Origin of the sequence: Vibrio tasmaniensis (assembly GCF_024347635.1) — a bacterium.
In the GTDB taxonomy this organism is placed as follows: domain Bacteria; phylum Pseudomonadota; class Gammaproteobacteria; order Enterobacterales; family Vibrionaceae; genus Vibrio; species Vibrio tasmaniensis.
Genome location: NZ_AP025511.1, coordinates 1,329,989 through 1,351,116, shown reverse-complemented (window position 1 = coordinate 1,351,116; position 21,128 = coordinate 1,329,989). Strand labels below are relative to the sequence as shown.

Genomic DNA, 21,128 nt, shown 5'->3' with positions numbered 1-21,128 from the left:
ATGTGAATCTGGCGTTCTTCCAGAGCAGATTAGCCCCTATAAATCCAAAGCTTGACCCTATACGGTAAGGTGTTTATATTGTCGCCCGCCCAACGGGGCACATCCTAAAATACACACCGGCCATCCTGCCATCATTCGTGTATTTATATTGGTGTTGTGAACTTCCATGCTAACGAAATTTCGTCCTTTTACTCGTGAATCGGGTGCGCTTATGCACCTTTCGGTTCCAATCATTTTGACTCAAATAGCGACCCAAGCGATGGGATTTGTCGATACGACAATGGCTGGCCAAGTGAGCCCTGCCGATCTCGCCGCTATTGCACTTGGTACCAGCCTTTGGATTCCGGTGTTGCTACTGTTACGTGGTGTGATTATGGCTTTAACGCCTGTTGTCGCTTACCATCGCGGGGCCCGTGACTTCCAAAGTATCTCTGTTGAATTCTTCCAGATGGTTTGGTTGGCATTAATAGCGAGTGTGCTACTTATCGCTTACTTAGTAAGTGCGAAACCGATCCTAGAATGGATTGGGGTTGCCGCTGAGATCATTCCAATTGGTAGCGACTATGCGTTTGCCCTAGCCTTCGGTGTGCCGGGTATTGCCCTATTTTACACCTTGAATGGCTTTTGTGAGGGTATGAACAACACCAAAGTGCCAATGATCATTTCTGTGGTTGGTTTGTTGGTGAATATTCCCGTTAACTACGTGCTTATCTACGGTAAGTTCGGCTTCCCTGAAATGGGCGCTGTAGGTTGTGGTTGGGCGACAAGTTTGGTGTATTGGCTAATGTCGGGAATGCTGTACTCCTACATTAAAGGTCATCACCACTACAAGACCATCATCAATTTTTCAGATGCGAAGCCAAAAGCAAAAGAGATGCTTCACCTTCTAAGGTTAGGTTTACCTATCGGGATGAACATCGCTGTGTGTGGCAGTATCTTTGCGGTAATCGCATTGATGATTGGCCGTATTGGTGCAGAGAATGTAGCAGCTGCGCAAATCGCTCTGAATATATCGAGCCTAACTTACGTGATTCCGATGAGTATCTCGTTTGGCATTACGATTCGTGTTGGTCACGCTTTGGGTGAGAAAGACGAACTAGGCGCTATTGAACGTAGTAAAGTTGGTATCTTGGTTGCTGCGTTAGTATCGTTGCTTTCAGTTGCGATGTTCCTGTTGTTCCCTGAGTGGATCATTAGGCTCTACACTACCGATCCTGCAATAAGCGCGACAGCAGCGGTATTGTTGACCTTTACTGCTATGTATCAATTCAGCGATGCGTTGCAAACCTCTGCTAATGGCGCATTACGTGGCTATAAAGACACTAAGATCCCGATGATGTTAGCCATCGCTTCATACTGGGGCTTGGCACTACCACTCGGCATGGTGCTCGGACTAACAGACCACATTGTTCCAGCAATGGGTGAAGAAGGATTTTGGATTGGTATTCTTACGGGCTTAAGTATCTCTGCTACGCTGATGTTAATTCGCTTGCGATACGTGATTAAGAAGCGCGATTTACTGCCTTCAATTAACGCAGCAATTCGCTAATACTGCTCTAGTAAGCGAATACCGCACCTGAAAGTAAATACAAAAAAGCGCGTTACTGCCACAAGGCAATAACGCGCTTTTTCTATTTAAATTGAACTGTGTTTATCTGTTTGTCTGTTTATCTGTTTATCTGTTTATCTGTTTATCGCCAAATATGATCCAGCCGCAATCATTATTCCACCAGCACTTTGATTTAGTCTTTTATGTGCGCGTGGCGTTTTAAGTAAACTTGCCATTCTGCCAGCCCCCATCGCAATCAGCATGACACCGGACATCAAAGCAACAAATGCTAAAACGGAAACCAAGACGATATCTTGTGAGCGTAAAACCGTCAGGTCAATGAAAGTCGGCAAGAACGAAATATAAAATAGAATCACTTTAGGGTTTGATGCTGAAATCAAAAAGCCTTGTGCGAAACTTGCGAGTTCTGATTTCTGACTTTGCTTCGCAGCGAGTTCCGCTGAGCCTTGCACTTCAGGTAGGCTTTTAAACATCTTGTACCCAAGATAAATTAAATACGCCGCACCAAGGTAACGAATCACCTCAAAAGCAAACGACCAATTCTCGGCAATGGTCGCTAGGCCGAAGCAGGCGAGCGTAAGATAAATAAGGTCACTGCAAATCATACCTAACGAAAGCGTGATGCACTTGCGCCATCCATGAACCATACCACGAGCTAAAATCGCAAATACGCCAGGTCCCGGAGTAATACCAAATATAAACATAGCAATAAAGAATGTAACTGCGCCTTCTAGTGACATCTGCCGTCCCTCAAATATCATTCAACATTATAAGTTTTGAACGTATCACGGAGCTCCGATTCGGGTAAAGAACGTTTTTGTCTAAGGGCATATTTGACTAACAGCGTTTTGACTAAAAACGATTCACACAACTCATGTTTTGAATAAGTGTCACACGTCATTTCCCCTGCTAAACTTTCGCCTAGTCCTCGTCCTAAGCCCAACGTCTTTTTCGTTAAGAAACCAAAAGGCGAACCACTTGGCTCGCCTTCATCATTTCATTTAATCATTTTTGATTACTGTGATTCTTTAACTGCTTAACCGTTACCCGTGGCAAATATTCCAAAGGTCAGAATATTCAATGTATCTGTCACACCTTCTAAAGACTTTATGACTTTCTTAGTCGGTTCGTTGTTAAGTAATAGGTAACTTCCAAGCCCTTTTTCATTGTCGGTCTCTACTTTATCTTCAGTCGCTTGTTTAGCGTTTACTTGAGAAGCATCAATTGACTCAGCTTCAGCCTTTGCATTTATATATGATAGATCAGCATTTTTTTCATCACTAGACTCAGCAATGACGTTTAGATTCGTATCTTCTTCGACAGTGTTCGACAAAGTGTTTTCATTGCTCAGTGTCTGCTCTTCGATTCGCGCTTTACTCGTTGTCGAGCAAGCCGTTAAGAAAAACAAGCTAACGATGAATGTGAGTGAGTTTCTCATCATAATGATAAAATACGAAATTAATAAAACATCGTTCGATTGTATTTTATTTGATTGACTACATCCAGTGATTAGCAGAGCAAACGTGAAAAGTGGTGTTTTGAAAGAGTAAAGAAAAGCGTACAGCTTTAGTGATTAAGCCGAACAACTAAAGACCTAAATCAGATTGCTATCAAGGTCTCGAATGTAACTAGTCTTCACGCCTATGTCGTTTGGAGGAAACAAGTGAGTCGGATACAAGTGAGTAGGAAACTAAACTATCATCCCCCACCTTAAACACCCACATATTCGCGCCTTCGATGAAGTGAAATTCATCGGCCGATTCTGTAGGCTTTAGCATCGCAATGAATTTCGATAGCGCTGGTTCATTGATGATGAAACTCCCTTCTGACGTATTACTATCAAGATCGTTGCTGACTTTAATATTCAAAGTGGATTCAGGCAGAATATCGGGTAACCAGCCTCTGTCGAACAAGCGCTCTTCTTTAGCTTTTTCATACGTCGAATATTCACTGCTTACCACATCTGAACAACCAGACAACAAGACCAAAGCTGGAAGTAGTAAAGGGAGTAGAACGTTAATTTTCATTCAATTACCATGACTTTAATATAGGTTTTGAGACCAAGCTTAACTACACAAATCCCAAAAATCATTCATAAAAATGATTTTATAAATCAATTGCAATTTCCATTCAAATCAATTGACTTTCTTTACATCCAAGCCAGTAATTAGTGGCTAAATTCCTTAGTATTGTAAACTTTTTATAATCAAGTAATTGCCCTTTCATATACTCGATGTTTGGCCTGTTGAAAGTATCGCTATCGGCCAAATAATACGGGGGACCTACACCCGGGAATAGAACTTAGGATTAACTCGTTATAGGCGCGTACACAGGCCGATGATTCGGTCACACATGGCTTGATTGACTGAAAAGTGCGTATTCAAAAACGCCAATTGAGCGAGCGCCGATTCAGCCGTTCTGTCATAGCCTTGTGTGAACGTTGGCAATAACTTAGCAAACTTAGGAAAGCGCGCTTCTAGCCTTCTATCTGACATAAACTCATCGACGAATTCTGGCTCAGACGTTTCAGTTTGATCGACAAGATCGATTAGACGATCAAGCGCGTAAGATTGAACAAAGCGAGAGCCAGAAAGCTTCTCACCGCGATTATATCGGCTCATGCCCACATAAAGATTGGTCAGTGCTTCACCGATGATCCATTCTTGAGAATTCGTTTCAGCGACACCTTTTACAGGTGGCACACAGCACTGAGTATCAAAGTCGGCTTCCTGCCAAACAATACGACCTTCAGCAAATGGAATATGCGCTAATTCGTGTGGTTCGAATACCGCAAACTCACAGAATATTCCATCGGCATAAAGTACTTTGTAGCCATCGATGGTGTTCCTTACGGCATAGTCGATTGGAAGAATGTCAGACAACCAATGCAAGCTGTCTAAGAAGTATTGCTTGTGCCCCGTTTGCACTATCGCGAAGAAATCAACGTCTGAATACTGATCCAATCGCTCCGTTTCAATGCCAACAGAACCTAGCCCTAATAAAGCATGCGCCTTACCAGAAGCTTTCAAAGATTCCCCAATCGCATCTAGACGCTGTAAGAGTTTTTTTGGTGTATTTGGCTGTTGTGCTTGCATCGCTCTATCCCTATCAAATTGAATGCCACTCAAGCTAACTGATAGTTAGAACACCTATGAAGCCTAATTTATAAAATATGTGCTTGATATAACGATCTGCGTAAGTTATTGCTTCGTTTAAACTCACCAATAATCCACAAGCGTCCGTCTTTCTATCCAATTTACACCGATGCCTTAGCTAAGTAAGCGGCCATTTCTGGTGGTGGCACCATGCCTCCGCCAGTCGCCCATACAAGGTGTGTTGCATTGGCTAGCACCGACTCATCAATATCTAGACGAGCAAGATATTCTCTATTCTGTTCAACATGAATCACACCCGGCATCCCCGCCAGTGCAGAAGGCTCCAATTGAATGCCTTCCGCTTTATTCAATTCACTGAGCAAGTGGTACATACGTTCGTCGGTTAACGTGTAATAGCCGTCTAGTAAACGTTCCATAGCTCGACCAACAAAACCAGAAGCACGACCAACGGCAAGCCCGTCTGCTGCGGTCAGGTTATCGATACCAAGATCTTGCACCGCGATTTCATCATGTAAGCCGGTATGGACACCTAACAACATACAAGGCGAATGAGTCGGCTCAGCAAAAATACAGTGCACATGGTCACCAAAAGCCATCTTTAGGCCAAATGCGACACCACCGGGGCCGCCACCGACTCCACATGGTAAGTAAACAAACAATGGGTGTTCTTTATCCACTGAAATATGTTGTTGTTCAAATTGCTGTTTGAGCCTTTGCCCTGCCACCGAGTAGCCAAGGAACAGAGTTTGAGAGTTTTCATCATCAATGAAGAAACAACTCGGATCTTGTTCCGCTTCTTTGCGACCTTGCTCTACTGCAACGCCATAATCTTGCTCGTACTCAACCACATTGACACCATGCTCACGCAGTTTGTTCTTCTTCCATTCTCTGGCGTCAGCAGACATGTGAACGGATACCGTAAAGCCTAACTTGGCACTCATGATGCCAATCGACATGCCTAAGTTACCCGTTGAACCTACGGCAATACTGTATTGTTGGAAGAAGTTACGAAATTCAGGTTCTAGCAACTTACTGTAGTCATCGCTCTCACACAGTAACCCAGCTTCAATGGCGAGCTTCTCGGCATGCGTTAGTACTTCATAGATACCGCCACGGGCTTTGATTGAACCTGAAATCGGCAAGTGACTGTCTTTTTTCATCATCAAGCGCCCTTTGATTGATGACTGATAATGATCCTCTAGTACTGATTTCATAGATGGTATATCAATAAGCTCAGATTCGATGATGCCATTGGTCACCTGTGTTTCAGGGAATGCCTTCGCAAGATAAGGAGCGAACCTTTGCAATCTCAGACTCGCACCATTAATGTCTTTCTCGCCTAACCCCACATAGGGTAAACCTTGCTCTAATGTCGTGATGTTCGGATTAAACCAATTCACCTCTTCTAGCGCTATAAGTTGCTTTAACAACGGAAAATCGCTGGTGAGCTTATCTATATTTAATTCACTTTTTGGGTTCAATTCAGTCATGGGTGAGCTTCTCCGGTATAGCACCATCATCTCTGGTACACAGCAATCTGCGCTCGTACAAACATTTAGTTTTGAGCCTATTAAAACGGTATTTGTTTAATCATTCAATCCTCTGTAGGCTAGCCTCTCTTCTCATAAGCACACAGTAGAACGATCTATGAGCGTCTCACTTCGTAACAGTATTTTCATCATGTTAGGAATTCTATTCCTTTCACTTAACCTTCGCGGGCCTTTTACAAGCTTGGCTCCGGTGCTTTCTCAGGTTATGGAAGGGCTCAATCTTAACTCTTCAGCGGCCGGATTTTTGACAGCTTTGCCACTGTTAACGTTCGCTTTGTTTTCGCCATTCGTCACCAAGATATCCCAACGAATTGGCCTTGAGCCTAGCCTGTTGTTAGCATTAGTGCTGATCACGACAGGCATAACACTGCGATCTTGGGGAGTTATTTCGACCTTATACATAGGTACTGTGATGATCGGCCTTGGTATCGCGATTGGTAACGTGTTGCTGCCGGTTGTGGTCAAAATCAGCTTCCCAACACGCATCGCTACTGTGACTTCTTTGTATATCTTTACGATGGGAGTTGGTTCGACGTTAGGCTCAAGTCTGATGGTTCCGTTTTCAGAGCTTACCTTGTTCACGTTTACTGGTTGGCAGCTAGCGCTGGTAATGAACCTCCTATTTCCAATATTAGCCTTGATGATCTGGTTACCAAAAATCAGAAAACGTTCTTCTTCTGCAACGAATAAGAAGCAAGACGACAAACCTCTTCCAATGAAAAAGATGATTAAGAGTGGCCTTGCGTGGCAAGTGACGTTGGCGCTGGGGCTTAACTCATTTACCTTCTACTCTTTTGCGGGCTGGTTACCACAAATCCTGAACGATCTTGGCTACAGCGAGATCGATGCAGGCTACATCTACGGGTTCCTACAGTTTTCAACCATGGTCCCGGGATTGCTGTTACTGCCGTTCTTAGGAAAAAGCGATAACCAACAATGGCTCATTACACTTTGTGCTTCGAGTGTATTTATTGGATTAATTGGCCTTCTGTATTTGCCTGAGTTTGCGATTTTCTGGGTAGGACTGTTTGGATTGGCTAACTGTTCGACCTTTATTATCGCGCTTTCTTTTGTTGGCTTACGTACATCGAATAGCAGCCAAGCCGCTTCGCTTTCGGGTATGGCTCAAGGGATCGGTTATGCCTTAGCAGCGACTGGTCCGACTCTGGTTGGTAAGCTTCATTCACAGACAGACTCTTGGAGTGTTCCTATTCTTCTGATTGCATCCGTTGCATTTGCTTGCACGATATTCGCGGCACTGGCAGCCAGAGACAAAAAGGTCAGCGTTTAAACGAGCACAGAACAGTGATTGTTTTTGCGTCTCTCTTGCTAGCGATTGTATTGATATATTCATTCGGCGATAAACCAAACGCATCTTTAAAAGCATGACCCACTCTACAATTTGTTGTTAAAGGAACACTTGTTGACATTCAGGTTACAAATCACGTCTAAAACTCTTTAGACTCGCCCCACGACTTTTAATGAGAATGATTGGATGCGCAGGTTTACCTTAGCCCTTTGCTTGACCTTTTGGCTCCCAACTCTTGCCAATGCACAAAGTTTGCAAGACAAATGGCAAACCCTGTATCAACTGAGCTGGCAATCGTCTCCTATCTTCGTTTCTCAGCAAGAGTTAACCCAGTACCCGAAAGCACTTCTTCAAGAAAGCAGCCGCTACCCGGACTTCAACAAATTCAGTTGGGGCGACATCGCAGAGTTGGCCTCGATACAAGATCACTGCCAAGCGATTGAAAGCACCAACCCTTCTTTAAGTGATGCCATCGAATTCGAACTGGCTTTATGTCGGGAACAAACTTTGGATTCAATTTGGTTTGCAGCACACTCCAAACGACACCCGGCTGGTGGGAGTTTTGCTGATCGCTATGTTGCTCGTTACCCAGAGAGCAGTGAACAAATTCGTCCATTTTTGAGTATCAGCAATCCTTTGCACCCGTTGTACAGCAGACTAGAAAGCTTAACGAACAACGGACAAGAAGCGCTGCTCAATGGATACCGCGCTTGGCAACAAGGTGATGTGCTTTGGTTAAGTGGCGAACAAGGTTGGAAAGCGATCCCATCGAAAGTTTGGGAACCTATCGCCGATCAACAACAAGTGACACTGTCCGGTGAAAACTGCTCTTTTCGTTACAGCAACCTATGCCTTAGTGAGTCGAACAACGACACTATTTTCATGAAAATCATGATCATCTCATTACTGGTTGTTTTACTTTCAATATTAGGACGATCTCTGTACCTCAAAACAAAGCAGCGAAAAGAGAGACAGTTTATCTTGCAGCTTCTCACTCATGAGCTTCGCACGCCAATCACCAGCCTTGGTCTAACCGTTGAAATGTTCAGGAATCGCTATGATGACTTTTCTGATGAAACTCAAAATGCGGTTTGGCGTTTAATATCCGACTATCAAAGGCTTTCTCAGCTCACAGAAAACAGCAAAGTGTACCTAAGTTCGGATCAGTCGGAGCCATTATTGAAGCAAAACGCATCCTTAGAAGAGTGGCTCGATCATGTATGTGAAAAGCACAATGTCGAGTATCAATGTGAATCAAGTGACGTTGAACTTAACCTGCCGTATTACTGGCTTACTATCTGTTTAGATAACTTAATCAAGAATGCCAGACAACATGGGCAAGGTAAGGTTTTGGTAAAGGTCGAACTCACAGACAAGTTGACTATTGAGGTGCAAGACGAGGGGCACTTCCCTTCACCGATACAACGGCTGATGTCCCGTATCACGCCAAGTGAAACGCACAGACAAGACAATATGGGCATTGGCCTAACGATTGTCGAACACTTGATAAAACAAGCGAATGGCCGCCTCATTATTCTTCGTAACCCAACCCGATGTATTTTGGAAATCGCTTATGAACACCCTACTGCTGATTGAAGACGACCAACTGCTTGGGCAAGGCCTCGTCAGCTTCTTTGAGTCCAATGGTTATCAATGCCTTTGGGTGCAAGATGCAAAGCACGCCAGTAAGCTATGGTTACGTGCCGACTTAGTAGTACTTGATCGACAACTCGAAGATGGCGACAGTTTACGACACTTGCCTAATTGGTTACTGCTCAAGGCGCTACCTGTGATCGTGTTGACGGCTAAAGTGGAAGTCCAGCAACGCGTTGAAGGACTAATGGCGGGCGCAAAAGACTACGTAACTAAGCCATTTTCGAACGATGAATTGCTTGCCAGAGTCATTACGCAGCTTCGCCCGTTAGGTGTTAGCCACTTGAATTACGCCAACATCCAAATCAACTTGTCGGAACGGATCGCTTACCTGGATGAAAGCCCTATAGCGCTCAAGCCTAAAGAATTTCAGGTATTGGTGTTGTTTGTTCAAAACCAAGGCCGTGTGTTTCATCGAGATGAGCTACTCAATAAAATCTGGGGGTATCAAGCCTTCCCAAGCACAAGAACCGTTGATAACCATATACTACGTTTACGCCAGAAACTGCCAACGCTAAATCTAGAGACGCATCGTGGAGTTGGTTATCGTTTGGCTGGGGAATCACAATGAAAATAAGCTATCTAACAGCACTGTTCTGTACATTGCCCTTTGCGTGTAATGCGGCTTGGTTTACAGACACGCCATTACAACACACCTATCAATCGCTGCTTGATGATCAACCGCAAGTTGCGTGGCAAGAGCTGCAAATCGCGCTTGATCAGGAGAAGCTAGATGGTCAGCTTTGGCTACCCGTTAAACAAGAAATTCTAAGCCGAACTCAATGTGGAACTCAGCTTGAACAAAGTGCTACGCCCAACAACCACATTCAAGTTAGCTTTATCTGGCGTCACGGTCTTTCATCACAAGGCTATCAAATCAAAGTGTCTGCGGAGCAATTCAGCGAAAAGGTAGAAGCGCAAACACAACGTATTTCTCTCGTTTCACCTGATGGTAAAGTGGTTATCGACGGACAACTCAATTCTGATGTCGAATATCAAGAGATGGAAACCAGTGAGATGTTCATCAAACCGGAATCGGGTGTTTATCAGTTAACGATTGGGGCGAACAACTACCCTATTATTGCGGCTTTGGATGACAGCAAGCGATGGTTAACACTCGAAAGTAAACTCAACGACCCGCATATTGAGGTAACACCACCCGAGATCATCGACAACTGCCCAGACACCAGTGTCAGTTGGCAGTGGTTTGATGCAAACTACGATATGTTAGGTTTCAAGATACCAATCAAAACAACGCAAGCCTCCATTCCCTCAGAGAGCCCGTTGGGTGCCAATGCCAAACACTTGAGCGCATCGGTTGAAATGTTTGAATACCAAGGCACGATTGAAGTTCAATATGTACAACGTGTCGCGGTGCCTTTCTAAGTTAAGCTCGCATCTCACAGACATTCGTAACAAGGTGCAAAACCTGAGCTGAGCTGAGCAATGGAACTTCGAATAGAGACATATAGGTGACAAAGCACTAGCGCTACTTGGGTGTAATGACCGTACTTACTCTTACGGAATCTAGATATGCTCAATGTTCGTCATCAACTTACTTTTACGTCTTTTGCTATTGCGGCTCTATTCACGACTTGTGCTTTCTCGGCAAACGCACAAGATAATCAAGTCACTCTTATTAGCAATAGCCACGCTAGCAGCAATAGGCACTTTAGCAGCAGCAACGCCAGCAATACAGTGTCGATTTCAACGAAAACATTAGCGATAGATTGGAATGGCTTCAACGTTAATAGCGCAGCTCTGACCGTTGATCGTCAGCCTCAAAAGGTTACTCACCTAGTCACAGACTCAAAAACCAAAGCTTATTGGACACTCATGCCAAGCGGCATCCATGTTGAAGCTGAACTTAAGCAAAGTGATCTTCTTGTCCAATTTACTTTACCTTCAAACACACAGGTGAAACGAAATCACCCCATTGAACTCGTTTGGTTTGACCTAGCAGAACAACAAACTCAAACTCTATTTCTGCCCTTTAGCGAAGGAATGCGTGTTCCTACCAATAATAAGCAATGGGCAAACTATCTAGTCGACAACCATTCTGGAAGCAACACCACCCAAGACTTGAAAATGCCGTTTTGGACTGTACAACAGAATGATCAATTCATCAGTTACCAGATGATTAACCCAACCAACAACCAATTGCTTTTTTCTGATGCGTCATCGGATATGTCTTCTGATAAGAAGACCAAGATTGATATGCGCGCTTCACACCAATTTACAACGCTGAATCAATCACAGCCTTTTACGGTTCGTATAACAATTGGAGACTCTTGGTTAGACGGCGCCAAACAATACCGCGATTGGCGCATCGATCATGGTCTCTCTGAGTCACTAGTGGAAAAGCAAAAGCGTAACCCAGATGTGAATAAGCTAATCGGCGCAAGCCACGTCTACTTGTTTGGTAAAGACCCGTTAAGTATCCAAGATGTGAGCGACTGGTGGGGATTAAAAGCTTGGTACCTAGAAGACTCTAAACTAAACATTTCAAGTGAAGCGAAGCGAGAGTTATCAACTCTATCCAAGGGTAAAGATTGGTTTAGCCAATATCACAAACAGCTGTTGTTGGACTCTATCAGCCAGTCATTACGAGGCTTGTACCCTATTGCGACTCCAACACTTGCTGATAACACCATAAACGCTCAACACACCGCAGGTCAGAGCAAGAAAAGCTGGTTGATTAAACACGCCTCTTCTTATCTCAATGCACCTGATACTTGGGGGCAAGCCTTATCATCGGATATGGTCAACAATCTGAACAAAGCAGGATTAAATAAGCTTTGGTTAGGCTTCGATAACTGGATGCCTGCATTCTATCAACCGAATGCCGTCGAATTGGCTAAACAATCCGGTTATCTGGTCGGTACCTACGATTCCTACAACACAGCCATACCCGCCAAGTTAAACGACAACTGGCTAACCGCTCAATTGCCAGAGCCGATACGTAAAAGTTGTGCGATTGAACTAGCGGATGGCAGCTTCAAAAAAGGATTCCGAGGTAACGGTTATTATCTAAATCCGAATTGCCATTTGGATTATGTAAAACAGCGCGCCGTAGACATCATGCGTTTTGGTCACTTCAATAGCCTGTTCTTAGATGTAGATGCGACTGCGATGGCGCGCGAGGATTATCGAGACAATACCAGTGAGTCGCATATGCTTTCAGGCTTCAATAACCGCATGCAGTGGTTAAGCGAGCAACCAGACTTGGTGCTTGGTTCTGAAGATGGCAATAGTCTGACAACAAAAGGCATCGCCTTTGCACATGGCTTAGAAACGGTTGGCTTTGGTTGGACTGACAAAGACATGAAAGAAAATCGAAATTCGCCTTATTACTTGGGCCGTTGGTATCCTGATCATAAACCTGACTTCTTCTTTAAGTCAGCTAAGGTCAAAGAACCCTACAAGTCATTGCTGTTTTCACCTCAATACCGAATTCCGTTATACCAAGCTGTATTCCATGACGAAGTGATTAACACCCACCATTGGCATTCAGACAGTTTAAAATTCACCAATGTGAAAGCAAATCGTGATTTAACGGCCATGCTTTACAACACGCCAGCGATGGTTCACTTAACTAGAGATGAAGCATTGTCGAGCTCAAGCCCAAGGATTAAGGCATTGAAACACTATCAAGATGGATTTGAGCCTATACATGAGCAGTTATGGGATAAACAATTGATCGATTTTGCTTGGTTAAATAACAGTGGCAAGATTCAACAAACCGTGTTCGATGACGACAGTAAGATCATCGCAAATTTCTCTAACCAAGCATTTAACCAAAACGGTGTCGATGTTGAGGCAGCGTCTATCAAAGCCCTATTAAGCAACGGACAAGTCGTAAAGTGGAAACCAGAACTTAATTGATCGTCTCTTAGTTCTTCGTTAATTTTTTCAGTTCGTTAGTTTTTCAGTTATTTAGTGTTCTATTCCGACACTAAATAACTGAATACTTGTGTAGCCCTTTTGAGAGGTGAAAGCTGGCAGTTGAGAGTTAGTCGTTGATAGTTGATAGTTGATAGACAAAAGGCTACTTTTGTTTTTCACTTTGACAAGCCGTTAGCAGGTAATCAATAAATACCTTTTTGCGCTTCGGCATTAACTGCCGATCGGCATACACCAAGCTCACTGAAACTTGCGGCATCTCATATTCTGGCAATAGGCGAACTAACCTACCCGTCTTAAAGTGCTCTCGACAAATAAACTCTGGTAGCACGGCTAATCCAAGTCCATCTACACAGGCGGTAAGGCAGGATGTAATCGTATTTACCCTCAACTGGCAAGGTAGCTCAATTAATACCGATTCGCCCTCCTCCAACTGCAAATGCCATTTGGGTAGGCGTGCCGCTTTGTTCACCACCTCAATCATCCGAAATGGAGACTGTAAATCTGACGGTGATCTTATGTCTCCAAACTGTTCCAAATATTCTGGGCTCGCAACAAGCGCTCTTTTGGATGTCGTGAGATATCGAGAAACCAGACTCGAATCCACCAACTCACCAATTTGCGCGTAAAGATCAATCCCTTCCGCAATGATGTCGACTTCTCTATTGGTCAGTTCTAAATTCAATGTGACGTTTGGATGCTCTTTAAGGAAGTTGTGTATGTGTTTTGCTAGCACTTGGTGGCCTAGTTCTACTGGGAGTACCACGTTTAAAGGACCACGAATCAGGTCTTGGTTTGCTGAGACTTCTAATTCGGCTTGGCTCATGATCTCATGCATTTGAATACTCGACTGATAAAACCGTTCGCCCTCTGGGGTTAATACAAGACTTCTCGTCGACCGGGTGATTAGCCTCACACCTAGATGTTGTTCTAGCTCTGCCAATTTTCGACTTACGGTTGACTTGGTCATGTTGAGTGTTTCAGCAGCCTGCGTAAAACTCCCACAATCAACCACTTGTGTAAAAATAGTCACAGCATTTAAGTCCATCCGACCTCTCCAAACTCTTAATTAGTAAGATTTTTGCAACAGTGTTTCTCTTTTTTCCTATCTTATCAATCAATGAGATTCATTTACAATTCGTTACATCTAAATAAAATCAAAATGAGAAAAAGAAATGACAGATATCAATAACGCTTCGCAACCAGTAAGCACAAAAAAACGTAAAAAAGCACCGCTTATTGCTACTGCGATCATGCTGTCATTGGGCTTAGCTGGCGCTGGATATTGGTATGGCTATGGCCAGTACTTCGAATCGACCGATAACGCCTACCTACAAGGCGACATCACCAATATTAGTCCAAAAGTGTCTGGCTACATTGTTAAGTCTTACGTGAGTGATAACCAACCCGTTAAAGAAGGCGATTTATTGGTGCAAATCGATGATCGTGATTACCAATCCGCACTTGCACAAGCTCATGCCCATTTAACCGTAGTCGAATCAAGCGTACATAATCTTGTTGCTCAACAAACGTTACAACGTAGCCAAATCAACCAAGCCGAAAGCCGCGTCGATTCAGCACAAGCCGAATACGAGCGTGCTATTCAGCAAGTCGTTCGCTCTCGTAGCCTATTGAAACGTAACTATGCTTCGCAAGATGAAGTCGACAGCATGGTCGCACAACAAAAAGTCACCCAAGCAGAACTCGAAGAAGCGAAAGCAAACCTCGTCGCAAGTAACGATCAATTGATCGTAATTGCCAGCGAAATCGAACAAGCAAATGCCTCAGTAACCGAAGCTCAGGCGCAAGAACAACAGGCGCAACTTAATCTGGATTACACCAAAGTATACGCGCCAACAGACGGCGTGATTGGCAAGCGAAGTGTCCGTGAAGGTTTACTGATTCAAGCAGGCGCCCCACTAATGAGTTTGGTGCCAAACAACCAAGTGTGGATTGAAGCCAACTTCAAAGAGACACAACTCAGCGGCATTCACAAAGGTCAGACTGTTGAAGTGGAATTGGACGCTTTCCCAGGCCAACCACTTGAAGGCGTAGTCGACAGTTTCTCTCCTGCGACTGGAGCTAAGTTTGCACTCCTGCCACCAGAAAATGCGACAGGTAACTTCACCAAGATTGTTCAACGTGTACCGGTGAAAATTACCATTCCAGATCAGCAAGAGTTGAAAGGTCGACTGCTTCCTGGTTTGTCTGTGGTAGCGACCATCGATAAACGAGGCTAGACCATGAGTAACGCTGGTGTTGTCACCCACACTAATGATGATGGAGAAGTTTCAAGACGCCATTGGATCGCCCTATTCGGCGGCTTAATTGGCGCGTTTATGGCGATTTTGGACATTCAGATCACCAACTCGTCACTCAAAGACATTCAAGGTGCGCTGTCTGCCACCTTAGATGAAAGCTCGTGGATCTCTACGTCTTATCTAGTCGCAGAGATGATTGCTATCCCACTCAGTGGTTGGCTTTCTAAAGCGCTCGGAAAACGCCGTTATATCACGTGGACGACGGCCATTTTCACCATTTCATCTTTGCTGTGTTCGTTCTCTTGGAACATGACCTCGATGATCGTATTCCGCGCGATGCAGGGCTTTAGTGGTGGTGCTTTAATTCCGCTGGCTTTCTCGCTAGTGATTCAGCTTTTGCCGGTCAACAAGCGTGCCGTGGGTATGGCATTGTTCGGCGTAACGGCGACCTTTGCTCCATCGATCGGCCCAACATTTGGTGGCTGGCTGACGGAGAACTTCTCGTGGCACTATATTTTCTACATCAACATCCCACCAGCTTTGCTCGTGATCACCATGATCCGATATGGCTTGGATGATGAAAAGCTCGACCTTGGCACGCTGAAAAAAGCGGACTGGTTTGGTATCGCGACCATGGCGTTAGGGCTCGGTTGTTTGGAAGTTGTACTAGAAGAAGGTAACCGTGAAGAGTGGTTCAGTTCGAGCTTCATCATAGGCTTAAGTATTGTGTCGGCGGTCAGTTTGGTTTACTTCGTGATAAACGAACTCCAACACAAAAAGCCGCTCGTGAATTTGCGGCTATTGCGGGATGGGCAATTTGCTATGTCTTGTATCGCCTATTTGATTCTGGGGATGGCATTGCTCGGCTCTATCTATGTGCTGCCGATGTATCTCACTCAAATTCAGCAATATAACGCGATGGAAATTGGTGAAGTGCTAATGTGGATGGGTTTCCCACAGTTGTTGATATTCCCAATCGTTCCTAAGCTGACGCAAATCATTAAACCTAAGTACTTAGTGACCTTTGGTTTCGCGATGTTTGGCTTCAGTTGTTACGTGAATACACATATGACGATTGATTTTGGTGGCCAACAGTTGATTTTATCTATGGTTCTGCGTGCTATAGGTAGTCCGTTTATTATGGTTCCGCTGTCTTTGGTTGCGATGAAAAACATCAGCAAAATGGATACACCTGACGCATCTACTTTAACCAACGTAATGCGTAACTTAGGGGGTGCTTTCAGTATCGCGATTATTGCTACGCTACTCGACAACAAAACGCGTGAGCATTTGGCTCACATCAAGGAGTCATTACCTTCCGTGAGTCAACTGGGTTGGCAGACGCTTCAGCAACAACAAGCGTTTTTCATTCAGTCAGGAAGTGATGCCGCAACGGCGATGCAACAAGCTCAAGCAAGCTTACTAGGCACCATGCAACGTGACGCCGCCATTATGGCTTACAACGATGTGTTCTTAATGATGACGGCGTTCTTGGCTCTAGCTGCAGTATTGATTCTAAATATGCGTGATTAGCGCTAGAGTTTTGTTTAATAAAGCTTCAAGAAAAGAACAACATTTCGAATAAAAATCGAACAATTAAACTGAGAGGTAAGCTTATCGGCTTGCCTCTTTTTTATTTCTAAAACACGTATAACCCAACGAAAGTCAGGTAAAAGTAACCTGCGTTTGAAGTCTTTCATAAATGTTATCGAATACTCCTTAATTACCAATAGTTTATTGAGTGTTTGTCTGTGATATTGGCACCTTGACAATGTGCAACTTGACGCCTAAATTAAAAATAACATTTGGTATTGAGGAAAATGGATTTGACCTTACCACCAGACCTACGGGTTTTGATTGTCGACGACTCTAAAAGTGCAACGATACTGATCAAGCAACAATTGGCGAGCCTAGGCATTACACACGATTGCGTTTTCGTTGCAACCGATTATCGACAAGCCATTAAAGCGGTCGAGACGCATTCATTTCATGTACTCCTCATCGATTACCACTTAGAGCAATCCTTCACGGGCTTTGAGCTTTTGGGAATTCTGTATCGAAATCGCTTAATAGATCACACTGTGGCGACAATCTTACTCTCTGGAGATATGCGTCAGGAAACGGTTCTCACCGCCCTTTCAGGTGAAACACACCATTTCGTTTCTAAACCGATTCATACTCAGAGGTTAGGTAAAAAGATCCAAAGTGCCGTGTCCGTCTCGAAGAAACTGACACAACTGAACGATTTATATCCAATTGCCAGTCAGGAGAGATTAGCTCAGGCTTTGGCGATCTCTCCCAATGGCAGTAGCGTACAGTTCGAAGCGACATTGATTGAACATTTAATTGCGGGAAAGAAATGGCAGCTACTCTCTAGCGTCATTAACCATTCGAAAACAAACATGCACCCAACAAAATTGGTGGCCGAAGCTCTGATTCTCGACAGCTTAGGCAAGCCGAATCTAGCCATAGATAAGCTCCACAACTTTCTGATAGCGCAGCCACTCTCATTGAGCGTTATGGATTGTTTAAGCTGCATCTACGAAAAACATAAGATGTTGTTGCCTGCTCTTAAATTGGCGATTCGTGCATTTGAGATGACACCGAGTATCAGCCATCGTGCAATCAGGGCTATCGACTTAGCTGAGAACGCAGATAACACACGTATGATCATAAAGTTAGGTGAGATGTATGCGACTCACATTTCAGCAGCTGACATTGATGTCATACACTCCATTGGTGCGCACTTTAATTCGTTAAAAGCGGCTTACCAACGCGAGACACAACTAAAGTACAAACGTATTTTGCTTGAGCATGCCAACCAATTCACAGAGTCGGTAAACCTTAAACTGCCGGTAAAACAACAACAGCAAGTTCTGGCCAGCCTTGCCCTATTTCAAAGTAATATTTTGCTGATTGAGAACAGCCCTCAAGTCGCTCACAAAAAAGTGATTCGAGCCTCTACGTTATTAGCAAATAACTTTTACAGCCAACCCACTTACTTACTGGTTCAATTGTTACCTCTTCTGACTCACTTTGGCGAATACTCCCTGTACCACTTAGTTGCAGAGTGCTTAAAAACTCGTGGAGAGACAATAAACCATCAACTCAAATCTAAAGACGTAGACCCTTCTAGTTGTGTAAATATCGAAGATTCAGATTCAATCCAAGAACTAAAGGACTACATTGACAATTACCCGTATTCCATTGCGGCGAAACTTGACTATATATATGCAATCTATAACGCTGATATAGAAGAAAACCTTAGACACGAATACTTGAAGCAACTTGCACAATTGGAGCTTCCACCTAGATGGAGTCAATGGCTAAGTGATTCATTAAGATCAGGTTTTTCGAACAAACCGCCTAGCCCATTTTCAACATACAACCGACAGGAGTCTATATGCTAGATATTGATGCCTTAAATGCCTACTTAGATAATGACAGAGAAATAATCTTCGCTGTATTGTCTGTGTATCAAGAAGATCATGGCAATTCATTAGAAGAGATACAAGAACTAGTACAGCAACAAGATTGGGGCAAGCTTCATTTTGTCGTACATACATTAAAAGGCATATTAGCCAGCTTTGGTGAAGAAACAGCCACAGTGGCTTTAGAAAGAATCGAGCAAAACACATCCAATAAATTGGCGCCTCAAGCGGATGACCTTTCGGTTATCTACAGCGAAGTGAAAATCATCAATCAACAAATCGATGATGTGCTCAGCACTTACTAGTCGATAGAATTAAGACTGACGTGGTGAGACTAGGGTCAATGTTTCCAAATAGCCAAAGGAGCTAAGGCACTTGGAAACATTGAACCTCGACTCTTGTCATTGTGCTTATCATTTCTCCTCTCAATTATAGCTCCAACCCACACCTATAAATTCATGACATTTATCTAGATAAAGCAATGCATAACACATGCTTTATAAACTAACCATGTTGATGTTTTAAATGAAAAACCAACACACTTGATGAGATGCAAAATAGTTAAATATTTGTAGATTTTTTTGTGACTTAAACATACGAAATTGCATTTTATTTATTGGTAAAGAAGAAACTGTTATCTACACTCTAATTAAGCCAAGCATTAATCACTTGGTAGCATAATAATAAAATAAAAAAACAGAACGTTCAGTCGGCTAAAAAAGGACAAGGAAATGAACAATGACAGTTTTGCTGCGTTTCAGGGGATCACGGATGACACACCCATCAAAGAATCATTTTCTACCAGAGCAGAACCTTATGCTCACTATCTAAAGGATATTGTGGGGATTGATCTGCTTTCGCGTGAAGATGAGGTGTATTACGCAAAATTGAATCGCGCGGGTGATAAAAAAGCGCGTGATGTCATGATCGAATCAAACCTACGCCTTGTTGTGAAAATCGCAAAGAGTTACCTAAAACGTAAAGGCAATAATTTCACTCTGCTCGACCTGATCGAGGAAGGTAATATTGGCTTAATTAAGGCCATCGACAAATACGATCCCGAACCCGGTTATCGTTTTTCAACCTATGCTGTGTGGTGGATTCGTGAAAACATTGAAGCGGCATTAATGAACACGGGTCGTACCGTGCGATTACCGGCTCACGTCTGTAAAGAAATAAACAGCCTCGCCTCAAAAAAGCTCGATGTAAGCAAAAAAATGAGTAAAGAGGTTTCCATTTCTGAGTTATCAGACAGTTCTGGTGTTAAGGCCGAACGCGTTGATCAACTAGTGGCGTTAAGCGGATTTATTGACGTGACGACAACGGTTGGAACTAGCCATGCACCTATGGTGCTTGACCAATGCGAAAGTGAATATATCCCCGACCCTCAACAAGACTGTGAAGATCAATCCTTTACCCAAGCTCTAGAGCAAATCATCAATACACTTCCTCCAAAATTACAAAAGGTGCTCATCCACCGTTTTGGTTTCTTTGATAACAAGGTGAAAACCCTGTCTGAGGTAGGACAAATGTTGGATGTCAATGTGTCTAATGAGCGAGTTAGACAGATGCAGAAGGAAGCGGTTGAGAGAATTCAAAAACGACTCAAATTTGATGGTTGGGTATAAGCCATTAAGCAACCAAGCAACCAAGCAACCAAGCAACCAAGCAACCAAGCAACCAAGCAACCAAGCAAAAAGCTTAGCAGCCAGAACGCTAGTTAGCTAAATCAGACATTTAAAGAACAATCCCAGGGTGAGCCTCAAAAGCTTGCCCTTTTGTTTATCTGCTGTCTTGGCAAAACTCGAGCCATCAAAAGCTCTCAAAACAAGCCATCATGGCAAACAGGCCAAAGCCTTCGTTCACTCACCTTAACGAACCGGTTCGCTCACTACGTAGAATCAGGTAATTCACATAGGTAGTTTCAAGGCAGTCTTGTTCCCACACCGACAAGATTCGCCTCGCTGCGAAGTAATAATCTTTGTTCCGCAATAACATTCCAACCGTGCCGCTGAGTTTCTCAAATCGAACTTGATCGCTTACTGAAATATACTCATCTTCATTTTCAATAATCGGCGCTAAACCATCGGCAAACCAATTATTCAATATTTCTCGCATCTCTAATTCAGATTCAGGCACATCCACACTCGACAACTCACGATGTTGAGGCGGTGGCACAATGTACTTCGACGCTTGCGGTGAACTGACATATCGATACATGTCGTCCCTCCTTTTAATTAACTCTTCTAATAATTAAGGACATTTTTACTTGTTCTCAAATTTATTTAGCGAACAAACAATATTATTTAGAACAACAAACAATAAAAAAGCCATG

The 21,128-nt window shown here is 43.6% G+C and carries 18 protein-coding genes; 11 read left to right on the top strand and 7 right to left on the bottom strand.

Annotated elements, in window-relative coordinates; translation table 11 throughout:
* The first annotated feature begins 166 nt into the window (after nucleotides 1–166).
* On the top strand, nucleotides 167–1,549 hold the full coding sequence (locus tag OCV44_RS20195; protein ID WP_139686039.1) for an MATE family efflux transporter: 1,383 nt from the start codon (nucleotides 167–169) through the stop codon (nucleotides 1,547–1,549).
* 134 nt (nucleotides 1,550–1,683) lie between these two features.
* On the opposite strand, the gene OCV44_RS20190 is transcribed toward OCV44_RS20195, so the two are convergent.
* From OCV44_RS20190 to OCV44_RS20170, 5 genes are all read right to left on the bottom strand, one after another.
* Nucleotides 1,684–2,310, bottom strand: coding sequence for a LysE family translocator (locus OCV44_RS20190; RefSeq protein ID WP_135443654.1), 627 nt, complete (start codon nucleotides 2,308–2,310; stop codon nucleotides 1,684–1,686).
* 296 nt (nucleotides 2,311–2,606) lie between these two features.
* A complete protein-coding gene (locus tag OCV44_RS20185; protein WP_139686038.1) occupies nucleotides 2,607–3,011 on the bottom strand; it encodes a hypothetical protein in 405 nt (134 codons plus the stop codon).
* A 187-nt stretch (nucleotides 3,012–3,198) separates the two neighbouring features.
* The gene (locus OCV44_RS20180) at nucleotides 3,199–3,597 is read right to left on the bottom strand and encodes a hypothetical protein (RefSeq protein ID WP_139686037.1); all 399 of its coding nucleotides are present in this window, start codon (nucleotides 3,595–3,597) and stop codon (nucleotides 3,199–3,201) included.
* Between the two features lie 288 nt (nucleotides 3,598–3,885).
* On the bottom strand, nucleotides 3,886–4,665 hold the full coding sequence (locus OCV44_RS20175; RefSeq protein ID WP_139686036.1) for a hypothetical protein: 780 nt from the start codon (nucleotides 4,663–4,665) through the stop codon (nucleotides 3,886–3,888).
* Nucleotides 4,666–4,826: 161 nt separating this feature from the next.
* Nucleotides 4,827–6,176: a D-serine ammonia-lyase gene (locus OCV44_RS20170; protein WP_139686035.1), complete on the bottom strand. Its 1,350-nt coding sequence runs from the start codon at nucleotides 6,174–6,176 to the stop codon at nucleotides 4,827–4,829.
* 157 nt (nucleotides 6,177–6,333) lie between these two features.
* Here OCV44_RS20170 and OCV44_RS20165 point away from each other — a divergent pair, with 157 nt between their 5' ends.
* The 5 genes from OCV44_RS20165 to OCV44_RS20145 all read left to right on the top strand — a co-directional run bounded on the left by OCV44_RS20165 (nucleotide 6,334) and on the right by OCV44_RS20145 (nucleotide 13,083).
* Nucleotides 6,334–7,527, top strand: coding sequence for an MFS transporter (locus tag OCV44_RS20165; RefSeq protein ID WP_139686034.1), 1,194 nt, complete (start codon nucleotides 6,334–6,336; stop codon nucleotides 7,525–7,527).
* Nucleotides 7,528–7,731: 204 nt separating this feature from the next.
* Nucleotides 7,732–9,141: an ATP-binding protein gene (locus tag OCV44_RS20160; RefSeq protein WP_139686033.1), complete on the top strand. Its 1,410-nt coding sequence runs from the start codon at nucleotides 7,732–7,734 to the stop codon at nucleotides 9,139–9,141.
* Nucleotides 9,119–9,769, top strand: coding sequence for a response regulator transcription factor (locus tag OCV44_RS20155; protein ID WP_139686032.1), 651 nt, complete (start codon nucleotides 9,119–9,121; stop codon nucleotides 9,767–9,769). The genes OCV44_RS20160 and OCV44_RS20155 overlap by 23 nt, the downstream gene beginning before the upstream one ends.
* Nucleotides 9,766–10,584, top strand: a complete 819-nt coding sequence (locus OCV44_RS20150) for a DUF2861 family protein (RefSeq protein WP_139686031.1) — start codon at nucleotides 9,766–9,768, stop codon at nucleotides 10,582–10,584. Before OCV44_RS20155 ends, OCV44_RS20150 begins: the two co-directional genes overlap by 4 nt.
* Nucleotides 10,585–10,731: 147 nt before the next feature.
* Nucleotides 10,732–13,083 carry a glycoside hydrolase gene (locus OCV44_RS20145; protein ID WP_139686030.1) on the top strand — a complete coding sequence of 784 codons (2,352 nt, stop codon included), beginning with the start codon at nucleotides 10,732–10,734 and terminating at the stop codon, nucleotides 13,081–13,083.
* A gap of 163 nt (nucleotides 13,084–13,246) precedes the next feature.
* Here the strand turns inward: OCV44_RS20145 and OCV44_RS20140 are convergent, their stop codons facing one another.
* A complete protein-coding gene (locus OCV44_RS20140) occupies nucleotides 13,247–14,149 on the bottom strand; it encodes a LysR family transcriptional regulator (protein WP_139686029.1) in 903 nt (300 codons plus the stop codon).
* Nucleotides 14,150–14,276: 127 nt separating this feature from the next.
* Between OCV44_RS20140 and OCV44_RS20135 the strand changes: the two genes are divergently transcribed.
* From OCV44_RS20135 to OCV44_RS20115, 5 genes are all read left to right on the top strand, one after another.
* On the top strand, nucleotides 14,277–15,341 hold the full coding sequence (locus OCV44_RS20135; protein WP_139686028.1) for an HlyD family secretion protein: 1,065 nt from the start codon (nucleotides 14,277–14,279) through the stop codon (nucleotides 15,339–15,341).
* 3 nt (nucleotides 15,342–15,344) lie between these two features.
* On the top strand, nucleotides 15,345–16,895 hold the full coding sequence (locus OCV44_RS20130; RefSeq protein ID WP_017082337.1) for a DHA2 family efflux MFS transporter permease subunit: 1,551 nt from the start codon (nucleotides 15,345–15,347) through the stop codon (nucleotides 16,893–16,895).
* Nucleotides 16,896–17,182: 287 nt separating this feature from the next.
* Nucleotides 17,183–18,772 (top strand): response regulator, encoded by a 1,590-nt coding sequence (locus OCV44_RS20125; protein WP_139686027.1) that lies wholly within the window; start codon nucleotides 17,183–17,185, stop codon nucleotides 18,770–18,772.
* Nucleotides 18,766–19,098 (top strand): Hpt domain-containing protein, encoded by a 333-nt coding sequence (locus OCV44_RS20120; protein ID WP_086051039.1) that lies wholly within the window; start codon nucleotides 18,766–18,768, stop codon nucleotides 19,096–19,098. The genes OCV44_RS20125 and OCV44_RS20120 overlap by 7 nt, the downstream gene beginning before the upstream one ends.
* A 426-nt stretch (nucleotides 19,099–19,524) precedes the next feature.
* Nucleotides 19,525–20,421 (top strand): sigma-70 family RNA polymerase sigma factor, encoded by an 897-nt coding sequence (locus OCV44_RS20115; RefSeq protein ID WP_139686026.1) that lies wholly within the window; start codon nucleotides 19,525–19,527, stop codon nucleotides 20,419–20,421.
* A 238-nt stretch (nucleotides 20,422–20,659) separates the two neighbouring features.
* Here OCV44_RS20115 and OCV44_RS20110 read toward each other — a convergent pair whose 3' ends face one another.
* Nucleotides 20,660–21,013, bottom strand: coding sequence for a hypothetical protein (locus OCV44_RS20110; RefSeq protein WP_139684947.1), 354 nt, complete (start codon nucleotides 21,011–21,013; stop codon nucleotides 20,660–20,662).
* Nucleotides 21,014–21,128 lie beyond the last annotated feature (115 nt).